Below are 16,877 nucleotides of genomic sequence, written 5' to 3'. Positions count from 1 at the left end.
GGGTGTATTAGGCCCATTTTCTAACGGGCGGGAACAGAGCCTAGTCTCTAGCGTTAACTAATTTAAATCAAGCTAAGTGGCTCTTTGCGGCTCACGATTAGCTTCTATTTGTTTTTCCAGTTTACGGCGTGGGGTCGCTCCGCTGCATACGCTGTGTTTTGAACCGCCGCAAACACGAATGGACCAACTCAAAAAAGTCGGGGCGCGCGCCTGCGTCAAGGGCCTACTGATATCACTGTGCGCCGATGAGGTTTGCATCAAGGCCTCTGATTGACGCGCGCCGTCATCCCCCCACCTCGCCTGCGGGCTAAATAGGTAAGTTTTTCTGCATACCTGCACCAGACAGGACGCGGCTAACGCTGGGCACTGCCGTGGTGATCAGGCCGGGTGAAAAGTCTGCAAATCCCTGCGGCGATGGGGCGTTCTCATTGTTAGGGCGCAATTCACATACTCAGAAATTGGGCTTCGTGAAAAGGAGAACGATATCAGTGCGCCGTTTTAGTTTTCTGGTGTATGTCAAGGCGATGTCTTAGGAGTTCGTTCGTCCCATTCCAGTGTTTCTTCGCCATTTTTCATTTCCAATCGAACGTTGTTGACCAATCGGCCATACAGCCACGGGTTATCACCGCAATGGATTTCCCCCTCCCATTCTGCTCCATCCTTTCCGCCGTATCGTGCAGGGTAAGGATTTACCTTCAGATCCTTTGCGTAGCGAAGCTTCTCAGAAAGTGTCGCGTTTTTTTCTATATATAGCTGCTCCATTAAATCCTTTATGAACGGTGCTGCCTTGCGGTAGTTGACGAGTGACACGACCTTCTCGTCCACGGCAGCATGGTCGCCGATCCATTCCCACGTAATGAGCCAAGAACTCGTCATGTGTTGCTCCAAAAATGCTGAGATGGGCAGTCCGAATGGACTGGACAATGAGCAAAGCGTAGCTCTTCTGCGGACGTAAATATGGAGGGGCGGGAGGACTTGTGGTCGGCTTTCGGGAGAACAGTCGGAAAAAGGTAAGAGCGTAACGCCAGGCGCCGGGGATCTAGGAGCGCTCCGTTTTCATTGGCTTTGCTGGATTACTTCGAAAGGTGATTTGGAGTAAGAAGAAAGGTAATGCTAGCTTAAGCGCTTGATTTATAAGGGGTCTATGAAAGAAGGAATTACCTTTCTAATAGGTAATTACCTTACTCATACATTACTTAAAAATTACTTTGCTCCACGTCTTCGAAAGCCAATGAAATCGAGGCTTCGACATAGGAGAGGGGTGGGTCATACCAAAATTACTGGTTTCCGAGATCTTTCCCGAAAACTGCGGGCTCTGTGTGCCTGCGTGAGCTTCATGCTCAATCGCACGAACAGAGAAACTGTCACCAAAACTGTCACCAGTCTTGAGCAGTCAGGCTTCTGTACCGCTGGAAGCCTTGAAAATAGTGGAGCGGGTGAAGGGAATCGAACCCTCGTTATCAGCTTGGGAAACTGGTAACGAGGTGATTCAATTTGAGGGGGGGAATGCGGATTTCAGGTGGGCGTTCACCCTGTTTCTTTTCGAACCTACAATTCGCCGATCATGCAGGTTCCCGCCCTCATGGAGACTCTTAGGACTCATTACTTGGAAGGTTGGTTCGCTAAGGAGGCGTGCTCTCGACGGATTTTGTCATACATAGAGCGACGTTGGCTGCCATGTGCCAACTTCAAGAAGGGAAGCCACTGACCGTTGATGATGTCGGTTTTAATCACATTATTATGCGTTAATAACGCGCTTTTTATTTGCGTCATCCGTTCATCCTGACAATTAAACCCCTCGCACCCAGCCTTGCCAAGTAATTTATCCTCTGCGATTAATTTTACCCCTCCTTCAGGAAGGAATTTCACCCACTCATCTTTTTCCGAAATCACGTTAAGAACCTTCCCGACCTTAGCAGCGGCAAGATAGGATCCCCAGTCGTAATCTTTGTTTAAGATGGAGCCACAGAGGATGATCGCGTCGAAATCGACGGAGATATCGTTAGCTTCTATCAGGTATCGACCAATAATATATGACCCAAATGAATGGGCGATAATTGATATAGGCCCGTCGAAATTTTCTTTAACTGTCGAAATCCACTCTCGAAAGCCTTCAATGATTGCGCGCTTTTCACTTTCATTCCGGAGTAAAGTCACGCCCTTATAACCATAAATATACGGGGCAACAGCCCATCCCGAGGCGCTTGCTAGGAGGCTTAGGTGTGGCATCCAATCTGCGTGGGTGCGTATGCCGTGAATCGGAATAACTACGCCTTTTGCCGCTTGTAGTTGGATATGCCGCCCAAGGTACGCTGCCTTAACTACTTCAAAATCTTTAGATCTTTCATCCGGTGTCTCATGGATCATTGCATTAAAATGCAATTTAATTTGTACGAGACCATGTGTTATGCCACTCCGGGTAACAGAAAGAAGCTCTAGAAATGCAGACTGTATATCGGGCTGATCTTCGGCAAGCATTTGGATGTCTAGCCTAACCCCATTGATATCATGCACTTCGGACGATTTTGGTATCAGTTCGGACTTGGCAAAAAATATTAAAATATCGATATCATTTGGGTGTGGCTTATGAGAAACGAATGACCCACCGATTACTAAGGACGTCGCCCCCATCGCCTCTGCCCATTCGTGAATGTCCTGGAAGGGTTTATGGAAATGACTGCGAGGTATTCTGTTTGCGTCAGCAGGTGCATCATTTTTGCAGAAAGTCGAGAGAAAATTGTCAAGCTTTACCGTGAAGGTTCCCGGTTTCAGTAGGCCGCTCTCGTCGAATTCTAGGTCCATTTTAGTCGCTCCGTTATCTATGATGTTGTTTGGGGATTGCCATAGCCGCAGTAATCTCCTGCGCTCCGATGACAAATTGCTCGATAACGATGGACTAGGGCGTAACGCCGCATCCAAATCAGCTTTGTCGTGACCTTATCCGGTGGAACTCCGGCACGAAACTCACGCCTCGGCGTTGGTCGTAGGGTTACAGCTCACTGGGAGGAGCATCTTACATGTCTTACAGTGAAGCGTTCCTTCCAAGAAATACATATGCATCGTCCGCTTTTGACCGTTATCTGCCTGATGTAAATGCTCGGTTGAGAGAGCTTGGTGGTACAAAACTGGTACGCGCGAAGTAGAAGGCTGCTGTAAGCCTTTGTCTTAAAGGCCATTATGGATAGTTGTTCCAATCCATCATCGAGCAGACTGAACGGCTGTTACGCGGGAAGCCGACAGCTGGTTTCGATGGTGCACGTCCCCCTCAGTGCGATCGCTTCTTCGTTTGGACGACCTTAATGAACACTGTCATCATCTTCGGCCAAATGACCCGAAAAGAAGGATTTTTTTATGTCCACTAAGGTGCCCGACGAGCCTGCCCAAGGGTCTGACACGAAAACCAGCTACGAGGGATCTCCGCACATATTTGAATTAGTGCAAAAAAACGCTCGGAAGTACCGTCGACGGATGCGTCGAGAGAAGTTCGTCGAGCGCAACCCGTTCGCCTGGTTCTTCAATGAGTTACCCGCTCAGGAAATGTATAAGGCATCGGCGGAGAATCGAAGGAGTACTCGACAGGATATGCGCTACCACAGGCTGAGACAGCGAACCAGCTGGTCCTTCTGGTCGCACCTAAAATCGTCAACGGGTCTCAAATTTGCGGCGGTGGCAGGTCTAGTTAGCGCGCTCTTCCAGGCAGCACCAACCCTACGAGGGCAGGTGAGCGGTACAGAACCCTTTAACTGGCTGTTGGTTGCGGGGCTGTTTTACATTGTCGCGGTGATCTGGTTCGAACTGTGTTGCCCAACTCTGCTCAAACAGTCGCTGAGCCAAAAACCACGCTACCTTGGCATAGCTGGCAGGCGATGGTTGCAAGCGTTGGTTGAGGATGAGTTCCGTCGCTGGTGGAGCGTACGCAAGTGGTGGCCTGATACAGAATTGCTCGATATGAAATCTTCTCAGGACGAAAACGTCTTAGCCATCATGAGTGGCTACGGAGTGCCTGCGTTTGCCGGTTTCAGTGTCTATGCCTGTGCCCATATCGAGCAAGCACTCTACGAGTACAGCCAAGTCACGGGGGCTAGGATCTGGCGGCGAGACCAAGCCGGGACCTCACTGGAGGCATTCGGTCCAAGCTATGCATTCGAGGGCAATAGACCGCTGATGCGTAGATTGATGCTCAGCCACCTGAGGTCCTATGACGTTGAAGTGGAAGATGAAGCGAAGGTAGGAGACTTTGTAATCGAATGGTTCAGATCTCCGGTCAGCATTGCGTACAATTTGCCTAATCACAATCAAGTGAACATGACCTCAGAAGCTGAAGGTTTGGTCTATCTCTTCAAGGATGACCGCAGTGCGTTGGCATTCGCAGAGATCATTGCCTTCTGGCAAGACAACATGCGACCACTCCGGCGTTTGGTGCTGATGATGCTGTTCACCGGCAGTGCCTTGGCCTTTGCTTGGTTTGTGTTTCTACAGCTGCGTATCGTGCTTTCAGGCATCTCATGATGACTAAAGCTCAACAGAAAGAAATCGGATTTTTTGCTCCGCAATCAACGTGAGAGGGTTGACGGACAAGAGTCTCAGAAGAGAGTGCTAGCTCTAACTTGTGTAGCGATTTAAATCCTAAGTAATTGATTTTAAAGAAAATGAATATGGACTTAAAATCCCCCGCTCGTAAGGGCGTGCCGGTTCGATTCCGGCTTCGGGCACCATGAATATCAAGGGCTTACGTGATACACCTCACGTAAGCCCTTTGTTTTTTATTGCCGCAATTCCTATTTTGTAGACGTCACCTTCTTCCCTTTGCGGTTGCGGATGTATTGCTCAGTCATCACTACGGAGGTATGACCAAGCTGGTTCATTGCCTCCCGGATGTTGTCGGTTGACTCAGAAACTGCCCCGTCCGCGGATCGAAGTGGCGCACAAAGTGAACGTGCCTGGAACCGAAAGGCTGATCGCTGACCCCGGGCCCTCTGATCACCTCGAAGCTGTTCATCCGGTGGATCGGTATGAAGTGCCGGTTATCGATTGGCACGAAATGCCGGTTATCCATTGGTACGAAATGCCGGTTGTTCATTGGCACGAAATGCCGGTTTTCCATATGAAACGGGCTCCTGTGGAAATGGTGGAATTGCCCGCATTGCTGTGGCTGCCCACTGACCAGAACGGCCGGGTGAGGATTTTGACCGAGGCCGCCACCGCTGATTGCCTCCAGTGAGAGGCTGCTTGCCAGAAGACCCGCGACCAAGAGCAAGAGCAAGAGCTGCTTGAAGATACGCATAGCGCCACCTCCGACGGTCCCCCTACACTAAATTATAGTGCGCCATGGACCCCGGCCTGGCCTTGGCGCTGAAGTAGACTTCTAGCCAGACAGTGGATGACCAGAAAGTAAGAACCTAAAAATCACCTTGTAATTCATCGTGTTACAGAACGTATGTCCTAATTTTTACCATATCTCGGCACGACCCCGAAAAGATGCCGCAAAAAAATCTCAAACCACTGGGTATAAGGCTTGTGGCCGCGTGCCTCGGAAAGAATTCAGGCAAAAAAATCGTGTAAGCTGTTGAATTATATGAAGATATCTAATTGACTTAAAATCCCCCGCTCGTAAGGGCGTGCCGGTTTTAGCTTGCCCTGAATTTCATAGCTGACTTCGCGAGCCTCCCAGTGCGTTGGAAGAGTCGGGTTTCGCTTTCTGGCCTGCGGCGAGACTTTCATGCGCACCAAACGGTCGTGCTGGCCGTAACGAGTCACTTCCTCGCAGACCAGTCCCTTTTTTGTCGGGATCAACCAATGACGGTTGGTCCCGGCTTTGCTCAGGCCCGACAGCATTTCAGCGCCCCAGAACCCTTTGTCGAACAGCGTCACCGAGTGGTCGGGGATCTGCTGCAAAAACTCGTCGGTCAAGTGCATTTCACTACGTCGGTATGGGCTCAATTGCGCATCCAGGATCAAATGCGAACGCACATTCATCAACGCCACCAGGCGCATCATGGGAAACGGCGTCTGGCGGTCGGTCGAGGTGTTTCCCGACCCGAAGTGATCGCGAAGCTCGGCCGTATCCGGGGTGCGCAAGAGCGCGCCGTCCACCGCGAATACCTGAAGATCGTGCCAGGCATCACCGTCATTGCGCTCCGCGCCCCATTGGGTGCCGGTCTTGCGGAACAACCACTCAACGGGATCGGCGCCGAGCCGCTTTCGAGCTTCGGTTACACCGCTGCGGGCCAACAGGTGGTCGGAGACCAGGCCTTGGGCACAAATGTTCAATCGTCTCGCCACCTCGTGGACCGGCTCGTCACGAAACAGCGCCATCCCGAGCACCAGCCAAAGCACTTGATCAGCGGGTAGGCGACGTCGGCGAATAGTGGCCTGACTGGATAGAGCCAGCGCAGACGCTACCCACTTTATGGGGATGTTTTGGGTAAAGGTGCTCAGGTCGCAGAAGTAGAAAAGGTCGCCAAGGTCGAGCAGGTCCTGTTGAACAGACATAAAAAATCCGATACCAGAGGTCTGGCATCGGATTTTCGGATAAGCCCGGCTTGGACTCAAATGCTTAAGTGAACAGCATTACGCTTAGAGCGGGCTTTTTGTTGTCTATGGTTTCCGAAATTTGTCCACTTGAATAGGTGGACACCATCTCTTAGCTTGGCGGGGCCAGTCCAGACGGGATGCCCGGACGGTTACACTGATGAGGCCGGTATCACGGGTAGAAGATCTGGGGGCTTTCAGACGTTGTCGAACTGAATCGCCCCTGTTTCGTAGACACAACGGAATGACTGTTTTATGGCCGATTTCTGTCTTTCGCGACAGGCAAAAAGCGGCCCAGAGTGTGTAAAAACGCTCATAACCTGATCGTCTTGGGTCATTGACGTTCGTTGGTTGAGCGATCGCACGGTCAATGCTTCGAGTCGCATCAGTCGCGACCTGGAACACGTAACGCTGTTTTTACAGCCTCTGGGATGGGCCAAAACCAGCCTTTTTTATGCCGACAGCGCCTTCATTAAATCGTTGGCACCGATGATTTTCATGACCCGTTTCAAGTTGTAGGCGAGCTCATTCAAGCTCATCTCCGAGCTCATCTCCGAGCTCACCCCGGCCAGCTTTCGCGTCAGGAAGTGCGTCGCACCCATCCATTGTTTGAGCGTCCCGAAGGGATGCTCAACCGTCCGTTTTCGGACTCGCATCATCTCCGGTGCTTTGCCCAACGCCTTACTTCTGGATTCCGCTTGGACTTCTAGATGGTGAACTGAGCATGGAGTGTGTTGGAGATTTCTGCACCGATGACGCTATGCCATGGGATGAACAACGCTCGGAAAAAAGTCATCGCTCAGCCCCGGATTCACTTGGGTTTCTTCTGCAGGAACTCCAGGTCAACAATGATTGACCCAGGAGCTTTCTGGTAGTCTGGCCCAAATTCGGCTCACCACCGTCCGCTTCTGGCCGATTTCTGCCTGTCGCGACGGGTAGAAATCGACGCGCTGCGCGCCAGGTCGAGGCGCTCATTCAATTCGCGCAGCTGCAGCGACGGTTTCAGGGCATGCACGTAACAGCCGTGGCTGATGATCCGCCGCTTGAGCAGTTCGCGGTCGCGGGTTAGCACAATGCGTCCTTGCTGTGCAGCGATCCTGGCGATCTCGCCAACCTCGAAGCCATTGTCGTAATCGCAGTCTGGTTGGCCCGCCCGACGGGTACGGGCCATAGCCTTTCAGTGCCATCCGGGTCAGTCGAGTGGCAACGATATCGTTAATCTCGTTCCTTTATCCGGTGCGCTGTCGATCGTGAATTCCCCGCCCAGCATGCTGATGCGTTCCTTCATTCCCACCAACCCGAACGATTTCAATTTTTTGCGATCCGTCATGCCTACGCCATTGTCTTTGATCTGCAGGTAAAGCTGGCGACCCTCCCTGGAGAGTTCGATATGCACCTGTGTCGCTTGCGCGTGCCGGGCAATATTCGACAGCGATTCCTGCACGATGCGGAACAAAGTCGTGGCGGACTTTTCATTCAAATCGCAACGGAAATTTTCGTCTTTCGCCGACATCGTGCAATCGATCGCGCTGCGCTGCCGGAACTCTTCAAGTTGCCACTCGATCGCTGCCTGCAATCCCAGATCGAGTACGGGTGGTCGAAGATCATTGATGATACTGCGGACACTGCGGATGGCTGTATCGAGGTGATTCAGAGCATCGCTGGCCTTTTCGTTGAGCTTGGGGTGCATGGTACTGGTGCGCGCCTGCAACATGGAGACATCGATTCGCAACGCCAGCAGACTCTGTCCCAGTTCGTCATGGATGTCGCGTGCGATCCGCTTTCGCTCTTCTTCCTTGATGTGCTCCTGATAGGAGGCCAGTTCACGCAGCAGCAGCTTCGATTGCAGCAATTCTTCGGCCTGTATCGTCAGTTTGCGCTGCAGGTAGAACAGGTCGACAAACACCCGGATCTTGGCGCGAAGAACCTCGGCCACAATCGGCGAGAAGATGTAATCCACTGCGCCGGACGTATAACCGCGGAAACGCTCGGAATCCGTATCGGCCTCAGCTGTTACGAAGATAATGGGCGTGTGGGCCGACTTCGGGCGGCCGTGAATGAGTGCCGCGGTTTCAAAACCGTCCATCACCGGCATTTTCACGTCGAGCAGAATGACTGCGAAGTCGCGCTGCAATAGCAGGCGCAGCGCCTCGCGCCCGGAAGTCGCCGTGGCAATATCGAGGCTCATGTCGGCAATCACCGCGGCAAGCGCCGTAAGCTTGGCGGGATTGTCATCCACCAGCAACACTGATGCTGGCACGCCATCAGGCGGGAGCGGTTGCCGCACCTGGGCTCTGTCTTTGAATACCGGGGGTTCCTGCTGCATATTCATGCCACTCGGATTGCGCTAGCGCCTCTGGCCGTAACGCCAGCACCGGTAAAATCGAGCCGGCCTTGCGCACATTGCCACCTTTGCTGTCGCGCAATGAGCGCGGTACAGAGTCATCGATAGAGCCATTTGCGCATCAGTGACAGCAGCTGGTCGGTATCCACCGGCTTGCTGACATAGTCCGATGCTCCTGCTTCGAGGCACTTTTCACGGTCACCCATCATCGCCTTGGCCGTCAGCGCAATCATGGGCAGGGTTTCAAATCTTTTGAATGTACGGATCTGGCGCATGGTTTCAAAGCCATCCATCTCGGGCATCATGATGTCCATCAGGACGATGTCGGTATCGGGCTGCTGCTGCAGCAGTTCTATGGCGGTTCGGCCGTTTTCGGCCGTGGCCACCAGCATTTTGTTGCACTCAAGCACGCTGGTCAGGGCAAAAATATTGCGCACGTCATCGTCGACCACCAGGGCCTTTTTACCCTCGAGACTGTCCGAACCCTCATAGAGTTTTTCCAGCATCCTGCGCTGGGTCTGCGGCAGCCTGGCTACGACGCGGTGTAGAAACAGCGCGGTTTCGTCGAGTATGCGCTCGGGGGATTGAACTGCCTTGATGACGCCCTTGCCGAGCAGTGTTCTGAAAAGCTCGTGTTCCGGCTTGGTCAGTGTATCTGCACCATAGACGACGATCGGCAATTCACGCATTGCGCGGTCTTCCTGCAACGCCTCGAGAAACCTGATGCCGGATGCGTCGGGCAGTTTGAGATTGATTGCCATGCAGTCGTAGCGTTTCTTTGCCAGTTTCTTCAAGGCTTCAGCGCCGCTATCGGTCGTCGTGATCTTCACGTCGGTGTTGCCGAGTAGATCGAGGATGCGGGCGCGGCTCCCTTCGTCGCCGTCGAAGAGCAGCAGACTCCTGGTCTTGCGCCGTGCGAATGCCACGATGCCGACCAGCGCATTTTGAATCTCGTCGGCTGTGACCGGCTTGAGCAGATAGTCGAAAGCGCCATAGCGCAGCCCGCGTGTGCGGTCGTCGGCGATCGAGATGATCTGGACCGGGATGTGACGCGTGGCGAAATTTCGCTTCAACTGTTCGAGTAGCAACCAGCCATCGATGTCCGTCAGGCTCGGGTCTAGCGTGATCGCGGCGGGTTTGAAGCGCTCGACAAGCTCCAGTGCATCCGCGCCACGGGTCGTGACGATAGCCCTGAACCCCTTCTGGTGCGCGGCCTCGAGCAGAATGCTGGCGAATCGGGCATCGCCTTCGAGCATCAGCAGCACTTGGTCCCCGGGTTGGACAGACTCGCGGTCGTCCAGTATCTGTGCAGACGGGTCTGACATCAGGTCGCGCTTGACTTGGCCAGGTACTGTCTCTGTCGCTGATTCGTCTAGCGTCTGACGCTGGGCATCCTGTGTACGCAAGGGCACGTACAGCGCGAAAGTACTGCCCTTGCCGATCTCACCGGGGATCAGCCGCAGCTCACCGCCCAGCCGGTGTGCGAGCTCGCGGCTGATCGACAGGCCGAGGCCGGTGCCGCCGTATTTTCGTGAGGTTCCGGTATCTGCTTGCTGGAACGCCTCGAAGATGAGCTTCTGCTTGCCGGCAGATACGCCAATGCCGGTGTCGGTAACCACGAAGGCAACCACCGCATCGGCGCGATTCAGTTCGCTGTGATCCACGCTCCACCCGGACACAGCGGGCGCGATGCTGATATTGACGCTGCCTTGCTCGGTGAACTTGAAGGCATTGGACAGCAGGTTCTTGACCACCTGCAACAGGCGCTTTTCGTCGGTCCAGATGACGGGGGGCAGGGTAGGCGCCAGTTCAATCGTGAAGGTGAGGCCCCGGCTTTCGGCGACCGGCCGGAAGGTGCGTTCGATCTGGTCGTGCAGATCGGCGAACAGCGCTTCATTCAGATCCAGTGTGACCGTCCCCGACTCGATCTTGGACAGATAGAGAATCTCGTCGATCAGCTCCAGCAGGTCTTTGCCCGCGCTACGGATGGTCTTGGCATATTGGACCTGCCTGGGAGTGAGATTGTGTTCCGCGTTGTCGCTGAGTTGCTGGGCCAGGATCAGCAAGCTGTTCAATGGCGTTCTGAGCTCATGGGACATACTGGAGAGGAATTCGGACTTGTACTTCGAGGTCAGCATCAGCTGCTCCGCTTTCTCCTCCAGCGACAGCTTGGTGATTTCGACTTCGCGGTTCTTGCGCTCGACTTCGGTTTTCTGCTCGGCCAGCAGTCCAGCCTTGTCCTCCAGTTCCTCGTTGGTCTGTCTCAATTCTTCTTGTTGCCTTTGCAGCTCCTGCGCCAGCGATTGCGACTGCTTGAGCAGTTCTTCTGTACGCATATTGGCTTCGATTGTGTTGAGCACGATACCAATCGATTCAGCAAGCTGATCAAGGAAGGTTTGATGAATGATGCTGTAGCGCGTGAACGAAGCCATTTCGACGAYGGCCTTGACCTTGTTCTCGAACAGGATCGGCAACACGATGATATTCAGCGGGGCGGCCGCACCCAGTCCCGATGAAATCGCGACGTAATTTGCGGGTACATCGGTCAGCAGGATGCGCTGCTTCTCGTAAGCGCATTGCCCGACCAGGCCCTCGCCGAGCCGCCACTCATCGTTCACATTGATGTTTCCCTTGTACGCATAAGCCGACAGCAGTTTGAGTTTCGGAGGGTAGGGCGGGTTCTCGTTCATCATGTAGAACACACCGTGCTGGGCGTTGATCAGCGGAGCCAGTTCTGACAGCACCATCTTGGAGACTGCCGCCAAATCGCGCTGGCCCTGCAGCAGGCGGGTAAATTTCGCGAGATTGGTCTTGAGCCAATCCTGTTCCGCGTTTTGCCGCGTGGTTTCCCTCAGGTTGCGGATCATCTCGTTGACGTTGTCCTTCAATTCCGCCACTTCACCCTTTGCTTCCACCTCCACGTAACGAGTCAGATCGCCCTTGGTCACGGCAGTCGCCACGTCGGCAATTGCGCGCACCTGATTGGTCAGGTTGGCGGCCAGACCGTTCACGTTATCGGTCAGATCGCGCCAGGTGCCGGCAGCACCCGGCACGTTGGCCTGGCCGCCCAGCTTGCCCTCGACGCCCACTTCACGCGCCACCGAGGTCACCTGATCGGAGAACAGCGCCAGCGTATCGGTCATACCGTTGATGGTGTCGGCCAGCTCGGCGATCTCGCCCTTGGCTTCCAGTGTCAGTTTCTTCTTCATGTCGCCGTTGGCTACCGCGGTCACCACTTTCGCGATGCCACGCACCTGGCTGGTCAGGTTGGCCGCCATGAAGTTCACGTTTTCGGTCAAATCCCTCCAGGTGCCGGACACGCCTTGCACCTGTGCCTGTCCCCCAAGCTTTCCTTCGGTGCCGACTTCGCGCGCCACCCGCGTCACTTCGGCGGCAAAGCTATTGAGCTGGTCCACCATGGTGTTGATGGTGTTCTTCAGCTCCATGATTTCGCCCTTGGCTTCCACGGTAATCTTGCGCCCCAGGTCGCCTTTGGCCACCGCCGTCGTCACGTCGGCGATGTTGCGGACCTGATTGGTCAGGTTGGCCGCCATGCTGTTGACCGAGTCGGTCAAATCTTTCCAGGTTCCACCGACGCCAGCCACCTTGGCCTGGCCACCGAGCTTGCCGTCAGTCCCCACTTCGCGTGCCATGCGCGTCACTTCGTCGGCAAAGGTCGAGAGCTGGTCCACCATCGTGTTGATGGTTTCCTTGAGTTGGAGAATTTCACCTTTCGCTTCGGCGGTGATCTTGCGCGACAGGTCGCCGTTGGCCACCGCCGTCGTCACGTCAGCAATGTTGCGCACCTGGGTGGTCAGGTTGGCCGCCATGCCGTTGACCGAATTGGTCAAGTCCTTCCAGGTACCGGATACACCGGTCACTTCGGCCTGTCCGCCCAGTTTGCCTTCGGTACCGACTTCCAGCGCGACGCGTGTCACCTCCGCGGCGAAGCTGGAGAGCTGGTCGACCATCGTGTTGATAGTGTTTTTCAGTTCGAGAATCTCGCCCTTGGCTTCAACCGTGATTTTCTTGCCGAGGTCGCCGCGCGCCACCGCCGTCGTCACCTGTGCGAGGTTGCGCACCTGGGTGGTCAGGTTGGCCGCCATGCCGTTGACCGATTCGGTCAGGTCGCGCCAGGTGCCTGATACGTCGCGAACTTCCGCCTGACCGCCCAACTTGCCTTCGGTACCGACTTCCAGCGCCACGCGGGTCACCTCCGCAGCGAAGCTCGAGAGCTGGCCGACCATCGTGTTGATGGTGTTTTTCAGCTCGAGAATCTCACCCTTGGCTTCGACGGTAATCGTCTTGCCCAGATCGCCTTTGGCCACCGCGGTCGTCACGTAAGCGATGTTGCGCATCTGGGTGGTCAGATTGGCGGCCATGTCGTTGACGGAGTCGGTCAGGTCTTTCCAGGTACCGGACACCCCTTTGACATTGGCCTGCCCACCGAGAATCCCTTCAGTGCCGACTTCGCGCGCCACTCGGGTCACCTCGGAAGCGAAGGAGCCCAGTCGCGTCACCATGGTGTTCACGATCTCGGCGGATTTGAGGAACTGGCCCCGCAGTTTCAGGCCGTCGAGTACCGGCGGTACCTGCTGGCTCAGATTACCCTCGGCAACCGAACCGACAACGCGAATGATCTCGTTCATCGGGCTGATGAGGTCGCTGGTGAGCGCATTGCTCGAGTTGACGATCTTTTGCCATGAGCCTTTCATCATCGGCAATTCGATACGCTCATCGACCTTGCCCTGCTTGCCGATCAGTCGCGCCACGCGTTCGAATTCGGTGGTGGTGTCGGCTGCCATGTCGATGATCTCGTTGAGCGTGTCGGCGATCTTGCCCGGCATGCCGGTCCAGTCTTCCGGCATACGCGTGGTGAAGTCACCTCTGCGCAACGACTTCAGCGCTGCCAGCAACGTCTTCATGTCGAAAACTTCGATCGGTGTCGTCACTGTGGCCATGCCTCTGTCGAGTCAAAATTGATGCCACGGGCAAGGCATTACCCATGGGYGTGCAGATAACCCTAAGAGCTTAGGCGCCGCTAACGCCTGAGGCAAAAGTGCAAGTGTGCTACCTGCCTGCTAACGTCAAACTGCTGCTGCAGCAGACTGCATGCCTTGCCGGCCACTGGCCGCAGGGTTAGTGTGGGAATGCATGAGCGCGCGCCACTGTGCCGGCGGGTTCAACATCATCTGTACATCGAGACACGATACGGCCAGGGCCTTGCGGGTGCGAATGGAAAATACAGATGACTGACCACAAAATCAGAGTCTTGCTGGTGGATGATCACAGCATCGTGCGTAACGGCGTGCGACGCATGCTGGAGACTGCCAACGAGATCGACGTTACGGGTGAAGCAGAGACGGCACAAGACGCAATGCTCCTGGTCCGGGAGCAAGATTTCGACGTGGCACTGGTAGATATTCAGCTGCCCGATAAGACCGGCCTCCAACTCCTCAAGCTTATGCGTGCGGAGAAGCCCAAGCTCGCCGTTCTGATGTTGAGCATGCATTCGGTCGAGGCCTATGCGTTACGTGCAATCAAGCTCGGCGCTGCGGGATACCTCACCAAAGATATTTCCGCAGCCACCCTGGTTACGGCAGTTCGCAAGGTGGCCTCAGGTGGCAAGCACGTCAGTCCCGAGCTGGCAGAAAAACTGGTCAACGCTATCGGCAGAGGCGATGAGGCACCCCACGAAGCGCTATCCGATCGGGAACTTGAAGTACTAAAGCTCCTCGCTTCAGGCGAGAGAATTGTCCGCATCGCTGAGATATTGCACTTAAGCCCGAGTACCGTCACGACGTACCGGGCACGCATCCTGGAAAAAACAGGGATGGACAGCAACGCGAAACTGGCCCGCTATGCACTCGAAAACGGCCTGTTAACTTAGAACGCCCGGCCATCCGACACAGCCGAGCCACTCAAGCGTTCCAGGCATCCGCCACTCTCTGCGGCAAGTGCCTCGGCATCATCGAATCGTCCTGATTGAACTTCAGCTGCGGTTTAACCAACTGTGCAGGAATGATGCGCAGTACATGCCCGGCTTCACCGAAGCGTCACCCGATCCAGCTGCTTGTAGTGGAATCACTACAAACTCTAGGCCGATATCTCCACAAAGAACTCCTGCTAACGTCGATAGTGGGATCCGTTCCACTCAAGCATATTTACCGCTCTGCAAGATTTCGTCCGCTGAATGGAGTTGTCTTCGTCAGCGTCTTGTACCGCCATGTCAAAAAAGAGAGGTCAAATCATGCAGGTCACCCACACAGAACCAGTGACCGCACTGATGCCAGCCAGAAATTCAGGCCCTCTGCGCCTGTTTGTCGTTGAGGATTTGAACGTCGTGCGAGCGCTGTGGCGCACGGTGTCGCCGCGGATCGCGGGCCTGTCACTTGCTGGGGCGTTCCACCGCGCATCGACCGCTATCGCCGCCATCCGGCGTGATCCACCCGATGTCGTCTTGCTGGACGTCAACCTCAGCGACGGTAATGGCATGGAAGTATTGCGTGTGGTCGCCGCTGAGTATCCGCTGACAAAAGTCATAGTGGCCAGCAATTGCGCTGATCCGACACATTGGAAGTACTTCACAAAAGCAGGAGCCTACGCCTCCTACGACAAGATCCATGAACTTGCCGCCATGCGCCGCATGTTGGAGCGTTTGGCCAAGTCCCTGTTACCAACTGCTCGAACCTTCTCGCCTGCTTCAGGATATGCGTGAGAGCAAATTGCACGGGTCAGAAAAGACTCTGGAATCGATATACGTAAGTTGAGCGCGGAGTGCGCGCTGCATTCATGTTGAATCAGTTTTGAATCAATGTTCTAACTGGAGGACGTCATGATGATAGGTATAGGTTATTGGTTGTGCGCGTTGCTGTGGGGTGTGGTGCTGCTGGAGGAGATCCAATGCATGCCCCTAAAAGAATGGAAAGACGAGGGTCTGAAAAAGGTTCTGTTGCTGCGTCGGACTAGAACCCGAACCAACTACTTTTTAGCGTTGATCGCGGGCGCCTTGTGCCTTTATAGCGAAATCCTGGTGGCGCCGGTCGATCAGAACATTTTCAATCCGGAGCTAATACTTGCCCTRTGTRGTGTTMTYTGGGGTGCTTATCTTTCCGTAGTCAGTATGAAGGGGAAGCGATAGATGCCTATCGCCATGATGACTGCGGGTAATTGATATTTCACTATCGTCGGCCGGCAGGGATACTCCGCCGGTCAGGCGCTCAACTCAGCATTTGAACAGCCGCAGCAGCGAACTTCGAAGCGTGTCTGCGCGTGATGAAGGGCGGCTAGCGCAGTCAGAAATGGCTGCCGGGGAACAATACGACCTGCTTCTGAGGTTAGCGGACGAGTTTCAGGCGCGCGGCAATATTGATTGGGATGAGCGAAAGGATCTGGTGCTCGAGGCGGATTCAACACACTGGATTTAGTGCAGGCGGGATCACGGTTAAACCGGCGCTAGCAGCACCTTGGGTGCTGCTAGCGAGGCTTGAGGCTGCTCATTTCTGTCAGCCGGGGGACAGGCTACACCGATCAGCTGTTGGCGTGATCGGTCGCCTTGGCCTTGCTTTCAGCTACAGCGGCTTCAGCCTTCTGTTTCTGTGCAACCTGGTAGGCTTCCATCGAGACTTTCCGGGCCGACTCCATGCGATTGAACGTCTTGTCACCACCACCTGTGGCCATCGCCAGAGAAGAGGCGGTCAGAGTGGCGACTACGAAAAGGGCTTTCATGGATTTCATTGGGATATCCTCAAGTGAAATTTTGTGAACTGCTAACAGCGGGATTTATTGGCTAAAGCTGAATTTCCTCGTTCAACCTGGCTTCACCATCCTGCCAAGGCGGCGTTTCCTACTGTCCTGGTGCCTTGCTCCATACGCGCTTCGGTGTCTCTGTCTTTTGCCCAGGCAGTGAGCAGTACCATCATCCCGAAACCGCCGACGATGAGAACCGGATAGGCTGCCAGCAACTCCACCAGCGAGTACTTCCAGGCCAGCGGACGACCAA

At 54.7% G+C, this 16,877-nt stretch carries 9 protein-coding genes and 4 pseudogenes; 4 read left to right on the top strand and 9 right to left on the bottom strand.

What is annotated here, in order from left to right; all coding sequences use genetic code 11:
- Nucleotides 1-516: 516 nt before the first annotated feature.
- Nucleotides 517-876, bottom strand: coding sequence for a hypothetical protein (locus tag AC1DWM_RS28995; RefSeq protein WP_477796768.1), 360 nt, complete (start codon nt 874-876; stop codon nt 517-519).
- Between the two features lie 726 nt (nt 877-1,602).
- Nucleotides 1,603-2,802, bottom strand: coding sequence for an alpha/beta hydrolase (locus AC1DWM_RS28990; protein ID WP_477796767.1), 1,200 nt, complete (start codon nt 2,800-2,802; stop codon nt 1,603-1,605).
- A gap of 549 nt (nt 2,803-3,351) precedes the next feature.
- Between AC1DWM_RS28990 and AC1DWM_RS28985 the strand changes: the two genes are divergently transcribed.
- Complete coding sequence (locus AC1DWM_RS28985) at nt 3,352-4,509, top strand: hypothetical protein (RefSeq protein WP_477796766.1); 1,158 nt, start codon at nt 3,352-3,354, stop codon at nt 4,507-4,509.
- A 376-nt stretch (nt 4,510-4,885) separates the two neighbouring features.
- Nucleotides 4,886-5,221 (top strand): hypothetical protein, encoded by a 336-nt coding sequence (locus tag AC1DWM_RS28980; protein WP_477796765.1) that lies wholly within the window; start codon nt 4,886-4,888, stop codon nt 5,219-5,221.
- A 413-nt stretch (nt 5,222-5,634) separates the two neighbouring features.
- Here the strand turns inward: AC1DWM_RS28980 and AC1DWM_RS28975 are convergent.
- From AC1DWM_RS28975 to AC1DWM_RS28955, 5 genes and pseudogenes are all read right to left on the bottom strand, one after another.
- Nucleotides 5,635-6,492: pseudogene (locus AC1DWM_RS28975) on the bottom strand (IS4 family transposase); the annotation flags it as partial.
- 491 nt (nt 6,493-6,983) lie between these two features.
- Nucleotides 6,984-7,208 (bottom strand): annotated as a pseudogene (locus tag AC1DWM_RS28970) (IS5/IS1182 family transposase); the annotation flags it as partial.
- 269 nt (nt 7,209-7,477) lie between these two features.
- Nucleotides 7,478-7,702 (bottom strand): annotated as a pseudogene (locus tag AC1DWM_RS28965) (Mut7-C RNAse domain-containing protein); the annotation flags it as partial.
- Nucleotides 7,703-7,723: 21 nt separating this feature from the next.
- A complete protein-coding gene (locus AC1DWM_RS28960) occupies nt 7,724-8,863 on the bottom strand; it encodes an ATP-binding response regulator (protein ID WP_477796764.1) in 1,140 nt (379 codons plus the stop codon).
- 110 nt (nt 8,864-8,973) lie between these two features.
- Nucleotides 8,974-13,722, bottom strand: coding sequence for a response regulator (locus AC1DWM_RS28955; protein ID WP_477796763.1), 4,749 nt, complete (start codon nt 13,720-13,722; stop codon nt 8,974-8,976).
- 401 nt (nt 13,723-14,123) lie between these two features.
- Here AC1DWM_RS28955 and AC1DWM_RS28950 point away from each other — a divergent pair, with 401 nt between their 5' ends.
- Nucleotides 14,124-14,765, top strand: coding sequence for a response regulator (locus AC1DWM_RS28950; protein ID WP_223513311.1), 642 nt, complete (start codon nt 14,124-14,126; stop codon nt 14,763-14,765).
- 360 nt (nt 14,766-15,125) lie between these two features.
- Nucleotides 15,126-15,593: a response regulator gene (locus tag AC1DWM_RS28945; RefSeq protein ID WP_477796762.1), complete on the top strand. Its 468-nt coding sequence runs from the start codon at nt 15,126-15,128 to the stop codon at nt 15,591-15,593.
- A gap of 812 nt (nt 15,594-16,405) precedes the next feature.
- On the opposite strand, the gene AC1DWM_RS28940 is transcribed toward AC1DWM_RS28945, so the two are convergent.
- Complete coding sequence (locus AC1DWM_RS28940; protein WP_223513318.1) at nt 16,406-16,612, bottom strand: co-regulatory protein PtrA N-terminal domain-containing protein; 207 nt, start codon at nt 16,610-16,612, stop codon at nt 16,406-16,408.
- 83 nt (nt 16,613-16,695) lie between these two features.
- Nucleotides 16,696-16,877, bottom strand: a pseudogene (locus tag AC1DWM_RS28935) (hypothetical protein); the annotation flags it as partial.

The sequence above is a fragment of the Pseudomonas sp. P4_C8 genome (assembly GCF_056401975.1).
The sequence above is the reverse complement of the archived record's forward strand: the minus strand, read 5'-3'. Positions and strand labels throughout refer to the sequence as shown.